The sequence below is a fragment of the Streptomyces sp. NPDC053755 genome, assembly GCF_040677675.1.
In the GTDB taxonomy this organism is placed as follows: Bacteria; Actinomycetota; Actinomycetes; order Streptomycetales; family Streptomycetaceae; genus Streptomyces.
The window spans coordinates 38,111-58,710 of the sequence record NZ_JBFASK010000003.1 but is presented as its reverse complement, the minus strand read 5'-3'; the positions used below and the strand labels follow the sequence as shown (position 1 = coordinate 58,710).

The window sequence follows — 20,600 nt, the reverse complement described above, 5'->3', positions numbered from 1 at the left end:
GGGCCACTCCGGGAAGTCCGGCCACTCCGGCCACTCCGGGATCTCGGGAACCTCAGGTGCCTCAGGCGGCTCGGGAGCCTCCGGGATCTCGGGGACCTCGGGGGGCTCCGGCGCCTCGGGTCCGGTCGGCACCTCGGGCTCCTGCGGATTCGTCCCGTACAGCATCTTCCGGAAGACCTCGGACGACTTCGGGTTGTTGCCGCACTGCCAGACACCGTGCGGGCAGTAGTCCGTGATCGTGTGGTACAGCGGCTTGTGCTCGTCCATCCACTCGAGCATCCGCCGCATGTATTCGGCGTTGTCGCCGTTCCGGAAGAGCCCCCATTCGGGATAGGAGATCGCCTTGCCGTGCTCGGCCGCGAAATCCACCTGCTTCTGCAGCCCGTACGGCTCCGTCACGTGCTCGTCGAATCGGGAACCCGACGGCTGGTCGTACGAGTCCATGCCGATGATGTCGACGACGTCGTCACCCGGATAGCACTGCGTCCACGGAATGGCGTCCGTGCCGCGGCTCGGATTGAAGTCGAAACGGAACTTCTGGCCGGGCACGGAGCGCATGGTGGTGACGATCCGGGTCCAGTACTTCTTCCACGCCGCGGGATCCGGCGCGCACCGGTGCGTGTAGGTGACGCCGTTCATCTCCCAGCCGAGGACGATGACGGTGTCGGTCGCCTTCATGTCGACCAGGCGTTCGGCCAGCGTGCGGAAGTGGTGGTCGTAGTGGCCCGCCGCGCCGAGCTGGAGCTGCCGGCGGACCTCCTGGTCGGAGACACCGGCCTCGTTGCGCTCGAGCATCGGCACGTTGAGGACGAAGAGCCGGTCCTCCCGCTCGTTGCGCCAGTCCGCCCAGGCGTTCAGGAAGCCAGGGGGGCCCTCGATGTTCGACCAGAGGTCACCGGGGAGGTAGGTGTGACCGACCCGCAGCTCGCGTCCGCCGAGCCACCTTTCCAGCTGGGCGATCCGGCCGACTCCGACCGGACCCGATTCGAGGAACGCGCCCATCGCGTCGGACAGAGCCGGTTCGGGCCCCTTGGCCTTCGCCGTCGCGGGATCGGCGGCGGCGAAAGCGGGAGAGGACAGCACGACTGAGCCCGATGCGAGGAGGCCGGCGGTGAACACCCCCAGCCACACACTCGAAGTCTTCCGCTTCCGGTCGCCCATGGTCACTCCTTCACGTCCTGCACCATTTGATGGTCCGTCAGTCAGATACTCAGAAAGTATTCCTAATGAGCCGACCGTGAACGCGGAGAGGAACTGATCCGTAGTCCGTTGGGGTATTTCAACCCCCGGTTGGGGCACACGCCGTGAGTGGCGCCTTGCATCCGGGCATGAGAAAGGCCGGTTCCGGGAGACGTCGTGGACATCTCGCGGGACCGGCCCCTCGGCGCGCCCGCAGCGGGGCGCGCGATGTCAGGCGTTGATGCAGGCGTTGCCGAAGGCCGGGTTGATCAGGCCGATGACGTTGATGCTGTTGCCGCAGGCGTTGACCGGGATGTGGATCGGGGCCTGGATGACGTTGCCCGAGAGCAGGCCCGGCGACCCGACGGCCGCACCGTGGGCCTCCGAGTCCGCGAAGGCGGGCGACGCCGCACCCATGGCCATGACGATTCCGGCGACGACGACCGCAGCCTTCTTACCCATCATTTCGTCTGGATCCTTTCTACGGCGGAAGACTCTTCACGGATTTCGTGATGCACGGGCGCATTCGATGCCCCCGGCCTCCGCTGCACACATGACAACGACCATGCCGCAGAAAGGAAACCGGCTAATCGCCGCAACTCCATATTCACTCCATCGCGCCCCTCGAATTCCGCCGGACGCCGCACGTCCGGCACGGAGGGGCCACCGGGCCGACGGCCCCTCGCACGGGCTCAGCGCGGCCAGATCGGCGTCTTCGTGAGGCGTTCCCACTCCTGGTCCGGGATTCCGGGTACCGTGCGGCCGGCGCGGGACCATCGCTGAACCATCGAGGAATAGACGGGGAATGGACTCCGGTCGGCAGGCGGCGGCTCCGCCACATAACGGCTCTTCGGAATGAAGGCCATCCGTTCCCATTTTCCGGGATCGGGTGCCATCGTCTCCTCCCATCCACTGCGGTCCCCGTATCATTCCACAGGCCACGCAGGAGAGTGATTCGTCCCGACCATGTCGCGTCGCGTACCTGTGTGCGACGGTTTTCGATTTACCGTGCGGGCGTCGCCCATTCCCTAGCCCCGGTGGTGTCCGCCCGTGCCCGTCAGGAAAAGACTCACGCGTCCACGGCGGCTGGTGCTCGCCTCGGCGGCGCTCCTCGCCCTCGGTTCGGGCGCGCTCGCCGCCGCCCCCGCCGCCCTGCCGTCCCCGGCCGACGGCCTCAACATCCTCGTGACGGGCGTCGACAGCCGTCAGGGCGTCACCGCGCAGGAGAAGGCGAAGCACCATCTCGGCGGCACGGGGTGCGACTGCACCGACGTGATGATGCTGGTGCACATCTCCGCCAAGAACGACCGGGTCAGCGTGGTCAGCCTGCCCCGCGACTCGCTCACCGCCTTCCGCGCGGGTCACTACGACCAGCGGACCGGCGCCGAGCACGGGGCCCACCCGGCGAAGATCAACGCCGCCCACACGGAGGGCGGCCCGGCCTTCACCGTCGAGACCGTCGAACGGATGACGGGCACCCCGGTCCACCGCTATCTCGAGATCGACTTCCGGCGGTTCATGGACGGGGTGAACCGCCTGGAGAACGGTGTGCCGGTCTGCACCAAGGTGCCGCTCAAGGACCCCGTCACCGGGCTCGACCTCCCGCCCGGCACGACGAGGGTGGCGGGCGGCGAGGCCCTCCAGTTCGTCCGCTCCCGGCGTGCCGACGGGAAGATGGACTTCGGCCGCATGCAGAAGCAGCAGCAGTTCTTCGTCAACACCCTGCGGAAGGTACGCACGGACCTGCTGCGGGACCCCGACGCCCTGCGGACGTTCGCGTCGACCCTGCGCGGTACGGCGGAAGTGGAGCGCGGTCTGTCCGTCACCGACATGCTGACGCTCGCCGTTCGGCTGCGGGACCTCACCCCGTCGCGTACGGAGTTCGCGACGGTCCCCGTCGCCGGATTCAAGGACGTCGCCGGCGCGGGGTCCACCGTCGTCTGGAACGAGGAGCAGGCCGCCGAGATCTTCGAGCGGCTGCGCACGGACCAGCCGTTGCCGAAGGCCGCCACCACACCGACGAGCACCATCCCGCAGGGCCTCGGGGAGTACCGGCCGACCGGCGGCGCCTCGCTCCTCTGCGCCCCGTGAGTCACGGCACGCCGCCGCCCCGGCACCCTCTGGAGAGGGAGCCGGGGCGGCGCGCCGTATCCGGTGTTCAGCGGGCCAGCGTGCGGGCCAGCTCCGCCGGGTCGGTCGTCGGCGCGTCGCAGGTGAAGTGACGGCAGACGTACGCGGCGGCCGCCCCGTTCACCAGCGGGCGGTCCTTGAGCAGCGGGAACTCGTCGCTGTCCGGGGCTCCGAAGGCGACGACCGCGCCCGGCGCGTCGGCGAGGAGAGCGGTCCGGTGCAGCGCCCGGGCGGCGCCGTCGCCGTTCCCGTCGCCCGGGGCACCGGCCGGAGGGCCGACGACCGCGATCTCGCGGGGCCCGTCGAGCAGGGCCTCCGCCGTCGCCAGGCCCCAGCCGATGAACCGGGGCGCACGCGGCCCCAGCGCCTTGACCACCCCGAGCGCTCCCTCGGCCGCGGCCCGGTGGGCCTCCGAGCCGGTGTGCGCGGCGTACGAGAGCAGCGCGCCGGCGGCGGCCGTCCAGCCGGACGGGGCCGCGTTGTCGGTGGGGTCCTGAGGCCGGCGGATCAGGGTCTCGGCGTCGTGGGCCGTGTCGTACAGCGCGCCGCCCTCGGCGACGAACTGGTCGAGGACGATGTCGAGCAGGAACCCGGCGAACTCCAGCCAGGCCCCCTCGCCGGTGACTCCGGCGAGCGCCAGGAAACCCTCGGCGACGTCGGCGTAGTCCTCCAGGACCCCGGCGTTGACCCCGGCCCGGCCGTCCTTGGAGGTACGCGAGAGCCGCGCGCCCTCGCCGAGGTGGAGGCGTACGAGCAGGTCGGCGGCCTCGGTCGCCCGCTCGACCAGGTCGGGGCGGTCGAAGAAGGCGCCGGTCTCGGCGAGCGCGGCGATCGCGAGCCCGTTCCAGGCCGCGACGACCTTGTCGTCCCGGCCGGGGCGGGCGCGCCGGTCGCGGGCCGCGAGCAGCCGCTCCTTCACCGAGGCGATCCGGTCGGCGTCGGCCACGGCCGTGTCGTCGTCCCACAGCGGGAGCTGGAGGACGGAGGCGCCCTCCTCGAAGGTGCCGTCCTCGGTGACGCCGAAGTACCGGGCCGCGTAGCGGGCGTCCTCCTCGCCCAGCGCCTCGGCCAGCTGCTCGGGGGTCCAGACGTAGTAGGCGCCCTCGACGTGCCGGCCCGTCCCGTCGTCGGAGTCGGCGTCCAGCGCGGAGGCGAACCCGCCCTCGGTGGTGCGCAGTTCGCGGACCATGAAGTCGGCCGTCTCCAGCGCGACCCGGCGGGCCAGATCGCTGCCGGTGACCCTCCACAGATGGGCGTACACCCGGCACAGCAGGGCGTTGTCGTACAGCATCTTCTCGAAGTGCGGGACGACCCAGTCGCGGTCGACGGAGTAGCGGGCGAAGCCGCCGCCGAGCTGGTCGTAGATGCCGCCGCGGGCCATCGCCTCGCAGGTGTCGGCGGCCATCTGCAGGGCCCCCTCGGCCCCGGTGCGGGCGTGGTGGCGCAGCAGGAACTCCAGCGCCATCGACGGCGGGAACTTGGGCGCGCCGCCGAAGCCGCCGCGCGTCGCGTCGTACTCCCGGGTCAGGCCGAGGAGCGCCTGCGCCAGCTCCTCCTCGCCGGGGACGCCGTCCCCGCCGTAAGCCAGGGAGCGGCCGGCGAGATCCTTGACGATCTTCCCGGCGACCTCGTCGACCTCCTCGCGGCGCTCGGTCCAGGCGCGGGAGACGCCGTCGAGGACGTCCCCGAAGGACGGCATGCCGTGGCGGGGCTCGGGCGGGAAGTAGGTGCCGAAGTAGAACGGTTCGGCGTCCGGGGTGAGGAAGACCGTCATCGGCCAGCCGCCCTGGCCGGTGGCCGCCTGCACCGCCTCCATGTAGACGGCGTCGACGTCGGGGCGCTCCTCGCGGTCGACCTTGACGGCGACGAAGTGCTCGTTGACGTACGCGGCGGTGGTGTCGTCCTCGAAGGACTCGTGGGCCATCACGTGGCACCAGTGGCAGCTGCTGTAGCCGACGCTGAGCAGGACGGGGACGTTCCGGCGGCGTGCCTCGTCGAACGCCTCGGTCGACCACGGCCACCAGTCGACGGGGTTGTCGGCGTGCTGGAGGAGATACGGGGACGTCTCATGGGCCAGTCTGTTCGGCATACCCCAATCCTCGCGCACACGGCGGAGCCCCGCCTCTACGCCACGGGGGCGGTGCGAGGCCGGGGCGCCGCGGGCCGGGGACGGCGGGCGCGGAAACGGGAGCGGCCCCGCTCCCCCGCAATGGATATGCGAGGAGCGGGGCCGCTTCAGCGGAGGTGCTGGCGTCAGCCGCCGACGTTTCCGTTGTCCGCCAGGACGTTGCGCAGGAGGTTCGACAGCGGGTCGTCACCGGTCTGCTGCACGGAGTTCTGGGTGCAGGTCTGGTTCGACATGTCGTTGCCGATGACGTCCTGGACCGCGACCGGGATGGCGATGACGCCGACCGGAACCTGGGCCTGGACCTTCTGGATGTCGAAGCAGTGGAGAACGCCACCGTTGACGAGGCCGAAGTTCGGGCTCATGTAGCCACCGGTGGAGTTGCTGCCGATCGCCTGCTTCGACGTGTTGCCGATGGTGTTGGCGCTGTTGCCTTCGTCGCCCGCCGCCATCGCCGTCGTCGCCGAGACGCCGACAACGGAGGCCGCAACTGCCGCCGTGGCAAGAACCTTCTTGATCACGAGATTTCCTTCTTGAGCTGGAGGGCCCTGGAATGCTCCGTTACCGAAGCACGCTGATCAACTGCCGGAATGTGGATTGGTTCCGGAGCCTCACCCGGACGCGCTATTCGGCAGATGAACGCCATCGGACGTGATGTCGAGGGGCAGCCGTTCGGTCCGGGGCGATCCGGCCCTCGGCACCGGCGGGACACCGGCAGCCGGCTCCGCTCCCTCGCTTCGGCGCGCGTGGCGCAGGACACTTGTTCCCGGAAAGCGGGAGCTCTCGGAGGGGGACGCACATGCGGGACGGCCACCGGGCCGAAGCCGAGCGGCTGTTGGCGCGCCTCGTGGCGGAGGAGGTGCGGCGCTCCGGCGGTCGCGCCGACTCCGCGGCGCTGCTGGCACGCGGCCGGGCGGCGCTGGACACCATGGCGGCGGGCGCGGCGGAGGAGTACGCGGCCTACGTACGGGCGCTCGAGGAGGCGGAAGCCGCCCCTTCGCCGCCGGCCGGCCGGTCAGGCGGCCCGGCGGCCGGGGTGGGCGCGGCGGTGACGGCCGTCGCCTCGGTCGCCGCCTTCGGCGCCGATCTGGCCCTGGGGACGGCGGCCGGGACCGCGCTCGGCGCCGGGGCCGTGGTCGCGGCGGCCGGTGCGGCGGCGACGGTCCTGAAGGTGACCGCCTCCTCGTGGGCCGCCCCGCGCCGGCGGCCCGGCGCGGCCGGTCCGCAGGGCGGTGCCGAACAGCTGCGGGTGCGCTGGCTGACGGCTCTGGAGGTACGGGAGGTGCGGCCGTTCCTCGACCGGCAGCGGGTGCCGTCCGCGGCCGCCGAGGAGCCGCCGAGGAAGGTGGTGGCCCAGCTGCGCGGGGCGGACCGCAGCGCGGCGGCCCGCCGCCGTACGGTACTCGAGCAGTCCTTCGGTCATCTCCCCTCCACCGGGGCCGCGTTCGCCGGGCGTCGGGACGAACTGGCGCGGATCACCCGGTGGGTGCAGGCGGGACGGGCGTCGACGACGACCCGGCCGACGGTCGTGATGCTGCACGGGGAGCCCGGGTCGGGGCGCACGACACTCGCCGTACGGGCGGCGCACGCGCTCAAGGACCAGTTCCGGGGGGCGTGCGTGGTGGACCTGCGGGGCGGCGGGACGCGCGGTGAGAAGCCGCTGTCGACGCGCGAGGCGCTGCTGCACCTGCTGAACCGGCTGGGGGCGCCGCGGGAGCAGCTGCTGTTCCGCGAGCGGTCGTCGGCCGAGCAACAGGTGCGGAGACTGGCGGAGTTGTACCACCAGCATCTGACCGGGCTGCCGGTGACGGTGGTCCTCGACGACGCGGTGGACGCCGCACAGGTCCGCACGCTGCTGCCGGAACGCTCGGACAGTCTGGTCCTGGTGACCTGCCGGGAGCCGCTGGACCTCGGGCCGGACGTGCCGGCGTCCGTGCACCGGATCGCGGTGACCGGCCTGGACGCGGCGGGCGCCGAGGAGCTGCTGCGCGGGGCGGCCGAGGGGCCGGACGCGGGGCCGTACGACTCCGCGGCCTTCGACCGGGTGCGGGAGCTGTGCGGCGGACTGCCGCTCGCTCTGAGGGCCGCCGGCTCCCTGCTCGGGTCCCGTTCGATGGGGGAACTGGCGGGGCTCCTCGAACACCCCGGCTCCGGCGCGGATCCCGTCGGGCGGGCGCTGGGCGTCCGCTACGCCACCGGCCTCGACGAGGACGGACGGCGGCTGCTGCGCCGGCTCGCGCTCGCCGGGCGGGCCTCGCTGGGTGCGGCCGCCGCCGCCGCGCTGCTCGGCGCGACCGGGCAGGACGGCGCCCGGCTGCTGCGGGAGCTGGCCCGGGCCGGGCTCCTCGACCATGTGCGCGGGGGGCCGGCGACGCCGCAGGGCGGGGGCGGGGAGCGGTACCGGCTGCACGACCGCGTGCGCGGTTTCGCCGCCGCCCGGCTCCTCGAGGAGGAGGACGCGGCGGAGACGGCGGCCGCGCAGGAGCGGCTTGTCCGGAACTACGCCGAGCTCGCGGACGCGGTGATCCGGATGGTCGACGGGAAGATGTCGACGCGGGCCGACCGGTTCGGCGGGCACGGCTTCGGCTCGCTGGACGCGGCCCTGCGCTGGCTGGACGAGGAGTCGAGCTTCATCACCGCGGCGCTGCGGCACGCCGAGGGCGTCGACCAGCAGACGGTCCTCGATCTGCTGGGCGCGCTCTGCGACTACTGCCTGCTGCGCGGCGACCTGTACCGGCTGGGTGAGATCAACGAGCTGACCGACGCGGTCGGGCTCGGCCTGCTGTCCCGCTCGGTGCAGTGGCGGACCGGGATCGCGGCCCGCCAGCTCGGCGAGCTGGACAAGGCGCGCACCACGCTGACGTCGGTGGTCTCCCTCTACCAGGAGGCGCACCAGGACGCGGGGGCGGCCCTCGCGCTGTGCTCGCTCGGGATCACCCTGCACCACCAGGGCAATCTGGCGGAGGCGTCCGCGAGGCTGCGTGAGGCCCTCGCGCTGCAGGAACCGGCGTCCCTGGCCGCCGACCGGGGCTGGACGCTCCACGCCCTCGGGGCGGTGGAACGGGACCGGGGCCGGCTGGCGGAGGCGCTGGACCTGCTCGGCCGGGCGCTGGACCTGCACCGGGAGAGCGAGTCCCTGCACGGCGAGGCGTGGGCGCACTTCCAGCTGGGCCAGGTCTGTCTGCGGACGGGCGACACGGAGCGCGCCGGAACGGAGCTGCGGCGCGCCCTCGACCTGTACGGACGCACGCACGACGGCCGGGGGCAGGCGTGGGCGCTGACGCAGCTGGCCCGGGCCCGGCTCGTCGAGTCGGACGCCCCGGCCGCGGTCGACGGGCTGCGCCAGGCCCTCGCCCGCCACCGTGACCAGGAGGACGCCCGCGGCGAGGCGTGGACGCTGTACTACCTCGGACACGCCCTGGAGGAGCGCGGCGAGCCGGACCAGGCGGTGCGGGAGCTGGAGCGGGCGCGCACGATGTTCTCGCGGATGCGGGACGTGTACGGGCTCGCCTGCGCCCGGCACCACTCGGGCCGGGTGACCCGTGATCAGCGGGCGGCGCGTACCGGCAACCTCCGCAACTCCGGGTTCGCCCGGCAGCTCCTCGCCGACGCCCGGGCGGACTTCCACCGCATCGGGGTGGCGCACGGGGAGGCGTGGACCTGTCTGGAGCTGGCGATCGTCGACGCCGGGAACGACAGGCCGGCGCAGGCCCTGGCGCTGTGCGACGAGGCGGTCGCGCTCTTCCTCTCGTACGACGACCGGCGCGGTGCGGACTGGGCCCGCTTCCTGCGCTGCACGCTGCTTCCGCACGCCGCCCCGGGCGGCGTCGAGGCGGGTACGGCGGAGGCGCGGGTGGAGCTGGCCGCGCTCCTCGCGGACGGTCACGCGACCCGCGACGGGAAGGTGGAGGACTGCGCCGAGGCGTACCGGCTCGTCCTGGAGCGGGGCGGGGTCCAGGCGCCGGGGTGGCAGGCCTGGGCGCTGGGCATGGTGCCGAGCCGGCACGCCCGCGAGGTGATGGGCGTGCCGGTGGTACTGCCGGGGCCCGCCTGAGGACGCGGCGCGAGGGCCCCGGGTGCCGGGGTCCTCGGCGGGGGCCCTCGGTGGCGTGGGCGGGGGCCCGCTACTCCCGTGTGGCCGCCTTCTCCGCCTGGGGGGCGGCGGCCGGGTCGGCGGCCTCCTCGAAGGAGACCTTGCCCATGTGCCGGTTCATCGACTTCATCAGCATCCAGACGGCCACGGCCATCACGGCGAAGACGACGAAACCGAGCACGCCGGGGGTCACCTTGTTCTTGTCCAGCTCTTCGGCGGCGAAGGGGACAAGCTGGGTCAGTGCCAGGTGTGCGCTCATGTCAGGCATTGTCGCGGATGCCCGCGAAGAGGTCGCTCTCGGGGAGGGAGGTATCGACCAGCGACTTGCTGAGCTCGTACTCCTCCGTCGGCCAGACCTCCTTCTGGATCTCCATCGGGACGCGGAACCAGCCGCCGTCCGGGTCGATCTGCGTGCGGTGCGCGATCAGGGCCTTGTCGCGGATCTCGAAGAAGTCCGCGCAGGGGACGTGGGTGGTCAGCGTGCGCTCGGCGCGCTGGAACTCCTTCCAGCGCTCCAGCCACTCGCCGTACGGCGACTCCAGCCCGCGGGCGAGCAGGGCCTCGTGCAGGGCGAGCGTGCGGGGCCGGTTGAAGCCCTGGTTGTAGTACAGCTTCTGCGGCTGGAACGCCGGGCCGAACTCCGCCTCCGGGTACTTCCCGGTGTCCGCAGCGCCGTCGAACGCCACCATCGTGATCTTGTGGGTCATGATGTGGTCGGGGTGGGGATAGCCGCCGTTCTCGTCGTAGGTCGTGATGACCTGCGGCCGGAAGGAACGGATCTTGCGCACCAGCTCACCGGCCGCCTTGTCGACGTCCTCCAGGGCGAAGCAGCCCTCGGGCAGCGGCGGCAGCGGGTCGCCCTCCGGCAGGCCGGAGTCGACGAAGCCCAGCCACTCCTGGCGCACGCCGAGGATCTCGCGGGCCTCGTCCATCTCCTTGCGGCGCACCTCGTGGATGTTCGCCTCGATGTAGGCGTCGCCCTGGAGCTTGGGGTTGAGGATGGAGCCGCGCTCGCCACCCGTGCACGTGACCACAAGGACGTCCACCCCCTCCGACACATACTTGGCCATCGTGGCCGCGCCCTTGCTCGACTCGTCGTCGGGGTGGGCGTGAACGGCCATCAGTCGCAGCTGCTCAGTCAAGACTCGGTCCTCGGTGATTGGTCGCGGAGGGAGGTCTCTATAGTGACGGAACCGGGGGGCGGAAAATTCCGGGTGCCCCGGCGGCGAGAGGTAAGGATCATGAGCGCGGTTCGAGAGCAGCTGCCCGAAGGGCGCTACGGCCGCTCGGCGGACGAGCGCGCCGACCGCACGCTCAGGATCACCGGCGCCGTGCTCGGGGTCCTCTTCCTCGGCCTGCTGAGCTGGTTCGCCTGGTACTACGTCGCCGACAACAAGATCAGCGCCGAGATGATCAAGTTCGACGTGGTGAGCGACACCGAGGTGCAGGTGCACCTGGAGATCCGCAAGGACACCGGCGCCAAGGGCGTCTGCACCCTGCGCTCGCGCTCCGAGGACGGGGCCGAGGTCGGCCGCAAGGACGTCCGCGTCGAGGAGGCCGCCGACCGGATCGACCGCGTGTGGTCCGTCCGCACCACCGCCCGCGCGACCAGCGCCGAGCTGGTCGGGTGTACGACCCGTTAGCAGCGGGTAGGGACCGTACGGCGTGTCGGGCTCCGTTTTGCGCCTGACCAGGGGCGATGTCATCCCTGTGGTTTTTGTCCTCCCCCTTTTCGCCACTAATTGTTAGGCTCGTGGTTTCGCCCACTCAGGAGGGAACATCCTTCCGGGTAGGGCGATGCTTTGTATTCCCGGTACCTACGAGGAGCACCTGTGACCCAGACCAGCGACAACGTCACCTGGCTCACCCAGGAGGCGTACGCCCAGCTCAAGGCCGAGCTGGAGTACCTGTCTGGTCCCGCGCGAACCGAGATCGCCGCCAAGATCGCCGCGGCGCGCGAGGAAGGCGACCTGCGCGAGAACGGCGGGTACCACGCGGCCAAGGAGGAGCAGGGCAAGCAGGAGCTCCGCGTGCGCCAGCTGACCCAGCTCCTGGAGCACGCCAAGGTCGGCGAGGCTCCGGCCGAGGAGGGCGTCGTCGCGCCCGGCATGGTCGTCACGATCGCGTTCGACGGCGACGAGGACGACACGATGACCTTCCTGCTCGCCTCGCGCGAGTACGCGAGCGGCGACATCGAGACCTACTCCCCCCAGTCCCCGCTCGGCGTCGGCGTCAACGGCAAGAAGGCCGGCGAGGACGCGGAGTACGAGCTGCCGAACGGCAAGAAGGCCACGGTGAAGATCCTGAGCGCCAAGCCGTACGCCGGCTGACGCCCCCTCTGCACGGCGAAGGGCCGGACCCCGAGGGGTCCGGCCCTTCGCCGTGTGTGAGCGGTGGTGCCGGGCGGCCCGTCCGGCCGCTCACGGGTCGGAACGCCGCGGCCTCGGACCTCCGGGCGGTCCTGCCGCCGGGCCGCCGGGCCGCCGGGCCGACCGGTCAGGCCGTCGCCGAGCGGTACTTGCGGACCGAAAGCGTCCGGAAGACCAGGACGATCAGGACCGACCAGATGATCGACGCCCAGACCGGATGCTGCATCGGCCAGGCGTCGGGCGCCTGGTAGCCAGGCGGCAGGTTGCCGAAGAGCTCGCGTGCCGCCTGCACCGTGGCGCTGAACGGGTTCCACTCCGCGATGTGCCGCAGGAAGGTCGGCATGTTCTCCGACGGCACGAAGGCGTTGGAGATGAAGGTCAGCGGGAAGAGCCAGATCAGGCCGCCGGAGGTGGCCGCTTCCGGGGTCCGCACCGACAGGCCGATCAGGGCGCCGATCCAGGAGAAGGCGTAGCCGAGGAGGAGCAGGAGGGCGAAGCCGCCGAGCACCTTGCCGAAGTTCTCGTGCGTCCGCCAGCCGACCAGCAGTGCCACGATCGCGAGGACCACGAGCGTGAGGGTGGTCTGCACCAGGTCGGCGAGGGTGCGGCCGGTCAGGACCGCGCCGCGGGCCATGGGCAGGGAGCGGAAGCGGTCGATGAGGCCCTTGTGCATGTCGTCGGCGATGCCCGCCCCCGCGCCGGCCGTGGCGAAGGTGACCGTCTGGGCGAAGATGCCCGCCATGAGGAACTCGCGGTAGGCGGCCGGCGAGGTGCTGCCGTCGACGCTGATCGAGCCGCCGAAGACATAGCTGAACAGCACCACGAACATGATCGGCTGGATCAGCCCGAAGATGATCATCTCCGGGATCCGGGTCATGCGGATCAGGTTGCGCTTGGCGACGACCAGGGAGTCGCTGATCGACTGGGTGATGCCGCCGCGCGGCACGGGGGCGTGGCGCTGCGGGGCGGTGTCCGTCGCTGCGGTCACTTGGCCGCCTCCTTCCGGCTCTTCTTGTGGTCCTCGACGCCCCGGGCCGCCTCGGCGCCCTCCTCCTCGGCCCGCTCGGCCGCGTGGCCGGTCAGCGAGATGAAGACGTCGTCGAGGGTGGGCCGCCGCAGGCCGATGTCGTCGATCCGGACACCCCGGGCGTCGAGGTCGCGGATGACCTCGGCGAGCAGCTTGGCGCCGCCGGCGACGGGGACGGTCAGCTTGCGGGTGTGGTCCTCGACCGCGACCTCGCCGCGGCCGGTCCCGGCCAGGCCGTAGCGGGCGAGGACGTCGCGGGCCGGATCGATCATGTCCCGCTCGTGGACGACGACTTCGACGCGCTCGCCGCCCGTCTGGGCCTTGAGCTGGTCCGACGTGCCGCGGGCGATGACCTTGCCGTGGTCGACGACGCAGATGTCGTGGGCCAGGTGGTCGGCCTCCTCCAGGTACTGGGTCGTCAGGAGCAGCGTCGTGCCGCCCGCGACCAGCTCCTGGATGATCCCCCAGAGCGCCTGCCGGTTGCGGGGGTCGAGGCCCGTGGTCGGCTCGTCCATGAACATCACCGGGGGCGAGACGACGAGGGCGGCGGCGAGGTCCAGACGCCGGCGCATACCGCCGGAGTACGTCTTGGCGGGGCGGTCGGCCGCGTCCGCGAGGTGGAAGCGCTCGAGGAGCTCCCCCGCCCGCGCCTTGGCCCGCTTGCCGCTCATCTGGTAGAGCCGGCCGACCATGTGGAGGTTCTCGCGGCCCGTCAGGTACTCGTCGACGGCGGCGAACTGGCCGGAGAGACCGATCGAGCGGCGGACCTCGTTGGGGTGCTTGAGGACGTCGATCCCGGCGACGACGGCCCTCCCGCTGTCCGGCTGGAGCAGCGTCGTCAGGACGCGCACGGTGGTCGTCTTCCCCGCGCCGTTCGGGCCGAGCAGGCCCAGGACCGTGCCCTCGGGGACGTCAAGGTCCACGCCGTCCAGAGCTCGTACGTCACCGAAGGTCTTCACCAGACCTTCGGCGTAGATCGCGCCTGGCATGTGGTTTCTCCCAGGGATTCGGGCGTTTCCGGCCCAGCTTAGGGAGGCCGGGCGGGCGCCGCCCGGCAATTTCGTGACGGAGGACACACGCTAACGCGATACATCGCGACACACAACCGTGCGTGCGGGATCCCTCGTACGGGGAGGCAGCGAGGCAGCGCGAGGAGCCGCCCCCCGCCCCGCCCGTACGCGAGAGGGCGCGGGAACCCGTCCGGTCCCCGCGCCCTCTCGCGTACGGCGTCGTCAGCCGGTCACGGCGTATCCCGCGTCCCGCAGGGCCGCACGGACCTCCTCGCAGTGGTCCGGCCCCTTCGTCTCCAGATGCAGCTCGACCTCCGCCTCCGTCAGGCCCAGCCGCGGATCCGTGCGCACATGGCTCACGTCGAGGACGTTCGCGTCGACCACCGTCAGCACCGCGAGCAGCGTCGCCAGCGCCCCCGGCCGGTCCGTCACCCGCAGCCGCAGGCTCAGATAGCGGCCGCCGGCCGCCATGCCGTGCCGCAGCACCCGCTGCATCAGAAGCGGGTCCACGTTCCCGCCCGAGAGCACCGCCACCACGGGGCCCCGGAACGCCTCCGGGTCGCTCAGGAGCGCCGCCACCGGGCTCGCCCCCGCCGGCTCGACCACCAGCTTCGCCCGCTCCAGGCAGAGCAGGAGCGCGGTGGAGAGCGCGTCCTCCGAGACCGTACGGACCTCGTCGACGAACTCCCTGACCAGCGCGAACGGCACGTCTCCCGGACGCCCCACCCTGATCCCGTCCGCCATCGTCGCCGGGGACTCGACCGCCACCGGATGCCCCGCCGCCAGCGAGGGCGGATAGGCGGCCGCCCCCTCCGCCTGCACGCCGACGATCCGCACGTCCGGACGCACCGACTTCACCGCGAGCCCGATGCCGGCCGCGAGACCGCCGCCCCCGACGCCGACCACGATGGTGCGGACCTCCGGGCACTGCTCCAGGATCTCCAGACCCACCGTGCCCTGACCGGCGATGATGTCGGGGTGGTCGAAGGGATGGATGAAGACCGCGCCGGTCCGGGCCGCGTACTCCTCCGCGGCCTCCAGCGTCTCGTCCACGACATGACCGTGCAGCCGCACCTCGGCGCCGTACTCCCGGGTCGCGGCGACCTTCGGCAGCGGGGCGCCGAGCGGCATGAAGACCGTGGAACGGACCCCGAGCAGCGTCGAGGCGAGCGCCACACCCTGCGCGTGGTTCCCCGCCGAGGCGGCGACGACCCCGGCCGCCCGCTGCTCGGGCCGCAGCCCCGAGATCCGCACGTACGCACCGCGCAGCTTGAACGAACCCGTGCGCTGGAGGTTCTCGCACTTGAGGTGCACCGGCGCCCCCACCAGCGAGGACAGATGACGGCTTCCCTCCATCGCGGTCACCCTGGCCACCCCGGAGAGCATCTTCTGCGCCCCGCGCACATCGTCGAGGATCAGGGGATGCAAGGGGTCAGGCCTACGGAAGCTCATGACAGCAAGTCTCGCAGCTCACGGGCCCCGTGGCCGCCCGGGAAGCGGGCGTCCCATCGGGTTTGCGCAGCGCCGGTACGGACTCCCACAGCTCCGCGTACTCTGTCCCCCACCAACCGACCACCGCACGAGAGAGCCCCCACAGCCATGCCCACATCTCAGGACATGACGACTGAGCTTGACCCCGGTCTCCTCGATGCCCTCCAGCACCAGGTGGCCGTCTTCGCCCGCCGGGCCGAACAGACCCGCCTCGGCGGCACCGGCCAGCTCCGCAACTCCATGGACCGCGCCGCCTATCTGCTCCTCAACCGCCTGGACCAGGAGGGCCCCATGGGCGTGAAGGCGCTCGCCGCCGGCATGGGCATCGACTCGTCCACCGTCACCCGCCAGGTCGCCCCGCTCGTCGACACCGGCCTCGTCAAGCGCACCTCACACCCCGAGGACGGCCGCGCGGTCGTGCTCCAGCTCTCCCCGCGCGGCCTGACCCGCCTGGAAGAGGTCCGCTCCTCGCGCCGGCAGCTGATGGCCGAGGTCACGGACGGCTGGACACCCGCCGAGCGCGAGTCGTTCTGCACCCTGCTCACCCGTTTCAACTCCGCGCTGTCCGCCCGTCAGTCGGGCCTTCCCGCGAACCCGGAAGCGGAGTCCTCGCCGACCTCTTGACCTGGGCCGCGCCCTGTCCTCATATGAGGACGTGCGAGAGCGACGGGACGGCTTCCCGGCGGCCGGCCGAAACGGCGAAGAGCGCCACCGCACCCGGCAGTTCGAGGCGTTCGTGGCCGGGGCGGCGGGGCGGCTGCTGCACGCCGCCACGCTCCTCACCGCCGAGAGCCCGGCCCGCAACCCGCGCGCCCAGGCCCTGTTGACCGCCTCCCTCGCGCACACCTACGCGCACTGGGGGCGGCTGCGGGGCGAGGACCCGTACGACCTCACCCGCGCCGACCTCGTGGCCCGCTTCGCCCGCGCCGCCTGGCGGCACCACCGCGGCGGCGGCGGTGTCCTCGCCGCCCTCACTCCGCAGGAACGCCTCGTCGTGGTGCTGCGGCTGTACGAGGGCGTCGCCGAGGAACAGGCCGCGGCCCTGCTCGGGCTGCCCGAGGAACGGGTCCGGGCCGTCTGCGCCCGCTCCGTCGTCGCGCTGCGCGCCGGCCCGGCGCGAGGACCGGGCCCGACGGGGACGAGGGCCGCCTCATGACCCGGCACGAGCACCGGGAGGACGAGGTACGGCGGATGCTCGAATTCCCGCACCCCCAGGTCCCCCGCGACCTGGCCGCGCGGGCCGTCGAGCGCGGCACCCGCCTGCTCCACCGGGACCGGGCGGTGCGCCGCGCCCTGTGGGTGCTGCTGGGCGTCGCCGTGATCGCCTTCGCCGTCTGGGCCTCGGTGGCCGAGCCGTGGCGGGCACCGCCCGTGACGACGCCGCCCCTCGAAGGCTGGTGAGAACGGGCATAGCCTGGAAACAGCGGTACGCAGTCCGAGCCCAGGAGGTCGTCATGGCCAGGAAAGTCGCCGACTGCCGCAAGACTCCCAGCGTCATGAACTGCACGCTCACCATCATCGGTGAGGAGGAGGAAGTCGTCCGGGCCGCCACCGAGCACGCCGTCTCCGTGCACAGCCACGAGGACAGCCCGGAACTGCGCGCGATGGTCCGCGATTCGCTGGAGGACGAGAAGGTCCCCGCCTGACCGCGGACCGGGCGCCCTCGTGAGGCGCCCGGCGGCGGACGGCCGCCCGGCCCGCATCCTCGAGGATGCGCCCGGGTCTCGGGAGATGTCCTAGGGCGCGTGGCGAGAGTCCCGCCTGGGCCGCGGCCCTTCGGGCGGACGCCGGTACCTTCCGGACACTCCCTAGCCCAGCGCCTGGCGCAGGTCCGCCAGCAGGTCGTCGACGTTCTCGATGCCCACCGACAGCCGCACCAGGTCCCCCGGAACCTCCAGGGCCGACCCGGCGACGCTCGCGTGCGTCATCCGGCCCGGGTGCTCGATCAGCGACTCGACCCCGCCCAGGGACTCGCCCAGGGTGAACAGCCGGGCGCGGTCGCAGACGGCCACGGCCGCCTCCTCGCCGCCCGTCACCCGGAACGAGATCATCCCGCCGAACGCCTTCATCTGCTTCGCGGCGATGTCGTGGCCCGGGTGGTCCGGGAGGCCCGGGTAGAGCACCGTCGTGACCTTCGGGTGCTGGGTCAGCATCTCCGCGATCTTCTCGGCGTTCTCGCTGTGCCGGTCCATCCGGACCGCGAGCGTCTTGATGCCGCGCAGCACGATCCACGAGTCGAACGGGCCGGCCACCGCGCCCATCGCGTTCTGGTGGTACGCCAGCTCCTCGCCGAGCGCCTCGTCGGCCGTCACCAGCGCACCGCCGACGACGTCGGAGTGCCCGCCCATGTACTTGGTCAGCGAGTGCACGACGACGTCCGCGCCCAGGGCCAGCGGCTGCTGGAGGTAGGGGGAGGCGAAGGTGTTGTCGACGACCAGCTTCGCGCCGGCCGTGCGGGCCACGTCCGCGACCGCCGCGATGTCGGTGATGCCGAGCAGCGGGTTGGACGGCGTCTCGACCCAGATCACCTTCGTACGGTCGTTGACCGCGTCCCGCACGGAGGCGAGGTCGGAGGTGTCGGCGACGGAGAAGTCGACGCCCCAGCGCTGGACCACCTTGGCGAAGAGCCGGAACGTGCCGCCGTAGGCGTCGTTCGGGATGACCACGTGGTCACCGGGGGCGAGCAGCGTGCGCAGCAGGCAGTCCTCGGCGGCGAGGCCGGAGGCGAACGCGAGCCCGCGGCGGCCGCCCTCCAGCGCCGCGAGGTTCTCCTCGAGCGCGGTACGCGTGGGGTTGGCGCTGCGGCTGTACTCGTAACCGCCGCGGAGCCCACCCACGCCGTCCTGCTTGTAGGTGGACACCTGGTAGATGGGCGGGACGACCGCGCCGGTCAGCGGGTCGGCGGTGTTGCCCGCGTGGATCGCGCGGGTCTCGAAGCTCTGATGAGAGTGCTGGTCGCTCATGGTCAGGAGCGTAGTCCCGAGACCGGCCGCGCGCCGCCCACTGTCCCCGGCGGTGTCCCCGGGCGCCCGGCGGGCGCCCACGGGCCGTACGGGACAATGGGCACATGGAGATTCTCTGGTTCCTGCTCGCGATGGGGCTGCTCTTCGCGGTCGTCGCTCCGCTGGTACGGCGCCGCCGCGGCGACGTCGGCATCCACCAGGTGGCACCCGGGTCGCCCGACGCCGCCGATCCGGAGGCGTACGGCTTCCTGCGCCAGGAGGAGCAGGACGTGCGGATGCCCGGCCCCGACCGCGACCTGCTCGACGTCCTCGACGTCGTGCAGGCGACCCAGGACTGGCGGGCGGCCGCGCAGCTGCTGGCCGGCACGGAGAAGGAGGGCGAGGTCCGCTGGCAGCGCGTCCAGGCGTTCGCCGGCGCGGCCTCCCTGGAACTCCAGCAGCGGCCCGGGGTGGGCGGCGCGTGGCTGCGCGCCTGGCGTGCGGACGCGCCGAAGGACCCGGGCGGGGCGGCCGTGCACGCCGAGTTCCTGGTGCAGCAGGCGTGGCGGTCGTCGGCGGCCGGCACCGACGACTTCCGGATCATCCTCGAAGAGGCCCGCAAGGTGACCGAGGAGGCGGCGCTGCTGGCTCCCGGCGACCCGGTCCCGTACATCACGCAGCTCGCCGTCGCGCGCGGCCTCGGCTACGGCCACGAGGAGTTCGACCAGGTCTGGGCGAGGATCATCGACCGTGCGCCGCAGCACATGGGCGCCCACCTGGCCGCCCTGCACTACTGGTGCGAGAAGTGGCACGGCTCGCGCGAGGACGCCGACCGCTTCGCGACGGCGGCCGCGGCCCGCGCCCCGCGGGGCTCGCTGCTCGCCGCCCTGCCGCTGTTCGCCGTGTACGAGCACCTGCCCGAGGTGGTCATGGTGCAGGACTTCTACGGCTCGGCGGTCGTGAGCAAGGCGATGGAGGGCGCGCTGTACGCGGTCCACTCGGCCCGTCCCGACGACCCGATGCTCGCCCACGTCCGCCATCTGCTCGTCCTCTTCCTCGTCCGCGCGGAGCGCTGGGCCGAGGCGATGCACCAGCTGGTGCACGTGGACGGTCACGTCGGCGCGCTGCCGTGGACGCTGAACGGCGACCCGGCGGCGGAGTACACGGTCTACCGGAACCTGGCGGTGGCGGGGTACGAGGCGAACGGCGGCAGCCCGGCGACGCTGCCCCACTGAAGCGTGTCGCGGAAGTCCCGCCTGGTCGCGACCGCCCGGAGCACGCGACGGCGGTGGCGGCCGGGCGGCCGGGAATCCCTTCCGGCCGCCGGGCGTTGTGCTAACGCCCACCGTCGAGGAGATGCCGCATGTTCCTGTCACGCACCCCCGTCCTCCCCACCCCCGAGCAGGCGCTCAAGGGCCGCCCGGAGCCCGAGTTCGCCGTGCCGGAGCGCCACACGGTCCTCGGCAACCCGCTGCTCGGGCCGTACCCCGAGGGGCTCGAGGTCGCGGACTTCGGTCTCGGCTGCTTCTGGGGAGCCGAGCGCAAGTTCTGGCAGACCGAGGGCGTCTGGACGACGCTCGTCGGCTACCAGGGCGGCCACACCCCGAACCCGGCGTACGAAGAGGTCTGCTCGGGCCTCACCGGCCACACGGAGGCCGTCCGGGTCGTCTTCGACCCCTCGGTCGTCTCGTACGAGCGTCTGCTCAAGCTCTTCTGGGAGTCGCACGACCCGACCCAGGGCTTCCGCCAGGGCAACGACGTCGGCACCCAGTACCGCTCGGCGCTCTACACCCACTCCCCCGAGCAGGCCGAGGCCGCGGAGGCCTCCCGTGCCTCGTACCAGCAGGTCCTGACCCGCTCCGGTCACGGCACGATCACCACCGAGATCCTCCCCGCCGAGGGCCGTACCTTCTTCCCGGCGGAGGGGTACCACCAGCAGTACCTCGACAAGAACCCGGGCGGCTACTGCGGCATCGGCGGCACGGGCGTCTCCTGCCCGATCGGCGTGGCGAAGGCGGAGTGACCTCGGCCCACCGTTCCGGGCGCCCGCGCGAGGGCGCCCGGAGCGAGGGCCGACACCCAGGAGCCCGGGCCGGGACGGCGCCGGGGTGCCCATGGCGGCCGCCCAGAGCGGGCCGGCGGGTCGCCGCTGAAGGAGGACCCGGCAACGGCCCGCGCGGCGTCGAAGGCGCCGTGGTCGCGGTCCCGCGCGGCCACCGCTTCCGCGCCGGGTT

19 protein-coding genes and 1 pseudogene are annotated in these 20,600 nt (G+C 72.4%); 10 read left to right on the top strand and 10 right to left on the bottom strand.

From position 1 onward, the window contains the following. Positions 1-159: 159 nt before the first annotated feature. Both AB0K65_RS04890 and AB0K65_RS04885 read right to left on the bottom strand, forming a co-directional pair. Positions 160-1,002 (bottom strand): annotated as a pseudogene (locus AB0K65_RS04890) (glycosyl hydrolase); the annotation flags it as partial. A 408-nt stretch (positions 1,003-1,410) separates the two neighbouring features. Next, positions 1,411-1,641 carry a chaplin gene (locus tag AB0K65_RS04885; RefSeq protein ID WP_365714520.1) on the bottom strand — a complete coding sequence of 77 codons (231 nt, stop codon included), beginning with the start codon at positions 1,639-1,641 and terminating at the stop codon, positions 1,411-1,413. 588 nt (positions 1,642-2,229) lie between these two features. On the opposite strand from AB0K65_RS04885, the gene AB0K65_RS04880 reads away from it, so the two are divergent. Then, a complete protein-coding gene (locus AB0K65_RS04880; protein WP_365714298.1) occupies positions 2,230-3,270 on the top strand; it encodes an LCP family protein in 1,041 nt (346 codons plus the stop codon). A 67-nt stretch (positions 3,271-3,337) separates the two neighbouring features. Here AB0K65_RS04880 and AB0K65_RS04875 read toward each other — a convergent pair whose 3' ends face one another. Next, entirely contained in the window at positions 3,338-5,398 is a 2,061-nt protein-coding gene (locus AB0K65_RS04875) for a thioredoxin domain-containing protein (protein ID WP_365714297.1), read from the bottom strand. Positions 5,399-5,562: 164 nt separating this feature from the next. Continuing rightward, a complete protein-coding gene (locus AB0K65_RS04870; RefSeq protein WP_365714296.1) occupies positions 5,563-5,955 on the bottom strand; it encodes a rodlin in 393 nt (130 codons plus the stop codon). Between the two features lie 278 nt (positions 5,956-6,233). Between AB0K65_RS04870 and AB0K65_RS04865 the strand changes: the two genes are divergently transcribed. Further along, complete coding sequence (locus AB0K65_RS04865) at positions 6,234-9,488, top strand: tetratricopeptide repeat protein (protein ID WP_365714295.1); 3,255 nt, start codon at positions 6,234-6,236, stop codon at positions 9,486-9,488. A 70-nt stretch (positions 9,489-9,558) separates the two neighbouring features. Here the strand turns inward: AB0K65_RS04865 and AB0K65_RS04860 are convergent, their stop codons facing one another. Then, positions 9,559-9,795: a hypothetical protein gene (locus AB0K65_RS04860; protein WP_365714294.1), complete on the bottom strand. Its 237-nt coding sequence runs from the start codon at positions 9,793-9,795 to the stop codon at positions 9,559-9,561. Continuing rightward, a complete protein-coding gene (mca, locus tag AB0K65_RS04855) occupies positions 9,788-10,669 on the bottom strand; it encodes a mycothiol conjugate amidase Mca (protein ID WP_365714293.1) in 882 nt (293 codons plus the stop codon). Before mca ends, AB0K65_RS04860 begins: the two co-directional genes overlap by 8 nt. 99 nt (positions 10,670-10,768) lie before the next feature. Between mca and AB0K65_RS04850 the strand changes: the two genes are divergently transcribed. Then, entirely contained in the window at positions 10,769-11,170 is a 402-nt protein-coding gene (locus AB0K65_RS04850; protein WP_365714292.1) for a DUF4307 domain-containing protein, read from the top strand. A gap of 189 nt (positions 11,171-11,359) precedes the next feature. After that, complete coding sequence (gene greA, locus AB0K65_RS04845; RefSeq protein WP_365714291.1) at positions 11,360-11,857, top strand: transcription elongation factor GreA; 498 nt, start codon at positions 11,360-11,362, stop codon at positions 11,855-11,857. Between the two features lie 166 nt (positions 11,858-12,023). Here the strand turns inward: greA and AB0K65_RS04840 are convergent, their stop codons facing one another. The 3 genes from AB0K65_RS04840 to ilvA form a co-directional block, all read right to left on the bottom strand. After that, positions 12,024-12,884 carry an ABC transporter permease gene (locus tag AB0K65_RS04840; RefSeq protein WP_365714290.1) on the bottom strand — a complete coding sequence of 287 codons (861 nt, stop codon included), beginning with the start codon at positions 12,882-12,884 and terminating at the stop codon, positions 12,024-12,026. Next, complete coding sequence (locus AB0K65_RS04835) at positions 12,881-13,912, bottom strand: ATP-binding cassette domain-containing protein (protein ID WP_365714289.1); 1,032 nt, start codon at positions 13,910-13,912, stop codon at positions 12,881-12,883. Before AB0K65_RS04835 ends, AB0K65_RS04840 begins: the two co-directional genes overlap by 4 nt. Positions 13,913-14,155: 243 nt before the next feature. After that, on the bottom strand, positions 14,156-15,385 hold the full coding sequence (ilvA, locus tag AB0K65_RS04830) for a threonine ammonia-lyase (RefSeq protein ID WP_365714288.1): 1,230 nt from the start codon (positions 15,383-15,385) through the stop codon (positions 14,156-14,158). A 147-nt stretch (positions 15,386-15,532) separates the two neighbouring features. Here ilvA and AB0K65_RS04825 point away from each other — a divergent pair, with 147 nt between their 5' ends. The 4 genes from AB0K65_RS04825 to AB0K65_RS04810 are packed head-to-tail and all read left to right on the top strand — an operon-like array spanning position 15,533 to position 17,070. Next, entirely contained in the window at positions 15,533-16,048 is a 516-nt protein-coding gene (locus tag AB0K65_RS04825) for a MarR family transcriptional regulator (protein ID WP_365714287.1), read from the top strand. 31 nt (positions 16,049-16,079) lie between these two features. Further along, positions 16,080-16,580 carry a sigma factor-like helix-turn-helix DNA-binding protein gene (locus tag AB0K65_RS04820; RefSeq protein ID WP_365714286.1) on the top strand — a complete coding sequence of 167 codons (501 nt, stop codon included), beginning with the start codon at positions 16,080-16,082 and terminating at the stop codon, positions 16,578-16,580. Next, the gene (locus tag AB0K65_RS04815) at positions 16,577-16,825 is read left to right on the top strand and encodes a hypothetical protein (protein ID WP_365714285.1); all 249 of its coding nucleotides are present in this window, start codon (positions 16,577-16,579) and stop codon (positions 16,823-16,825) included. Before AB0K65_RS04820 ends, AB0K65_RS04815 begins: the two co-directional genes overlap by 4 nt. A gap of 53 nt (positions 16,826-16,878) precedes the next feature. Continuing rightward, on the top strand, positions 16,879-17,070 hold the full coding sequence (locus AB0K65_RS04810) for a DUF1059 domain-containing protein (RefSeq protein ID WP_365714284.1): 192 nt from the start codon (positions 16,879-16,881) through the stop codon (positions 17,068-17,070). A 162-nt stretch (positions 17,071-17,232) separates the two neighbouring features. Here AB0K65_RS04810 and AB0K65_RS04805 read toward each other — a convergent pair whose 3' ends face one another. Then, the gene (locus tag AB0K65_RS04805; RefSeq protein WP_365714283.1) at positions 17,233-18,387 is read right to left on the bottom strand and encodes a cystathionine gamma-synthase; all 1,155 of its coding nucleotides are present in this window, start codon (positions 18,385-18,387) and stop codon (positions 17,233-17,235) included. Positions 18,388-18,491: 104 nt separating this feature from the next. On the opposite strand from AB0K65_RS04805, the gene AB0K65_RS04800 reads away from it, so the two are divergent. Continuing rightward, entirely contained in the window at positions 18,492-19,601 is a 1,110-nt protein-coding gene (locus AB0K65_RS04800) for a hypothetical protein (protein ID WP_365714282.1), read from the top strand. A 128-nt stretch (positions 19,602-19,729) separates the two neighbouring features. Beyond that, positions 19,730-20,389: a peptide-methionine (S)-S-oxide reductase MsrA gene (gene msrA / locus AB0K65_RS04795; RefSeq protein ID WP_365714281.1), complete on the top strand. Its 660-nt coding sequence runs from the start codon at positions 19,730-19,732 to the stop codon at positions 20,387-20,389. Positions 20,390-20,600 lie beyond the last annotated feature (211 nt).

Coding starts and splice junctions, on each gene's coding strand:
- AB0K65_RS04835 (WP_365714289.1), bottom strand. CDS start 13,912: ATGCCAGGCGCGATCTACGCCGAAGGTCTGGTGAAGACCTTCGGTGAC.
- AB0K65_RS04860 (WP_365714294.1), bottom strand. CDS start 9,795: ATGCCTGACATGAGCGCACACCTGGCACTGACCCAGCTTGTCCCCTTC.
- AB0K65_RS04815 (WP_365714285.1), top strand. CDS start 16,577: ATGACCCGGCACGAGCACCGGGAGGACGAGGTACGGCGGATGCTCGAA.
- AB0K65_RS04825 (WP_365714287.1), top strand. CDS start 15,533: ATGCCCACATCTCAGGACATGACGACTGAGCTTGACCCCGGTCTCCTC.
- AB0K65_RS04800 (WP_365714282.1), top strand. CDS start 18,492: ATGGAGATTCTCTGGTTCCTGCTCGCGATGGGGCTGCTCTTCGCGGTC.
- AB0K65_RS04885 (WP_365714520.1), bottom strand. CDS start 1,641: ATGGGTAAGAAGGCTGCGGTCGTCGTCGCCGGAATCGTCATGGCCATG.
- AB0K65_RS04865 (WP_365714295.1), top strand. CDS start 6,234: ATGCGGGACGGCCACCGGGCCGAAGCCGAGCGGCTGTTGGCGCGCCTC.
- AB0K65_RS04810 (WP_365714284.1), top strand. CDS start 16,879: ATGGCCAGGAAAGTCGCCGACTGCCGCAAGACTCCCAGCGTCATGAAC.
- AB0K65_RS04875 (WP_365714297.1), bottom strand. CDS start 5,398: ATGCCGAACAGACTGGCCCATGAGACGTCCCCGTATCTCCTCCAGCAC.
- AB0K65_RS04850 (WP_365714292.1), top strand. CDS start 10,769: ATGAGCGCGGTTCGAGAGCAGCTGCCCGAAGGGCGCTACGGCCGCTCG.
- ilvA (WP_365714288.1), bottom strand. CDS start 15,385: ATGAGCTTCCGTAGGCCTGACCCCTTGCATCCCCTGATCCTCGACGAT.
- AB0K65_RS04805 (WP_365714283.1), bottom strand. CDS start 18,387: ATGAGCGACCAGCACTCTCATCAGAGCTTCGAGACCCGCGCGATCCAC.
- msrA (WP_365714281.1), top strand. CDS start 19,730: ATGTTCCTGTCACGCACCCCCGTCCTCCCCACCCCCGAGCAGGCGCTC.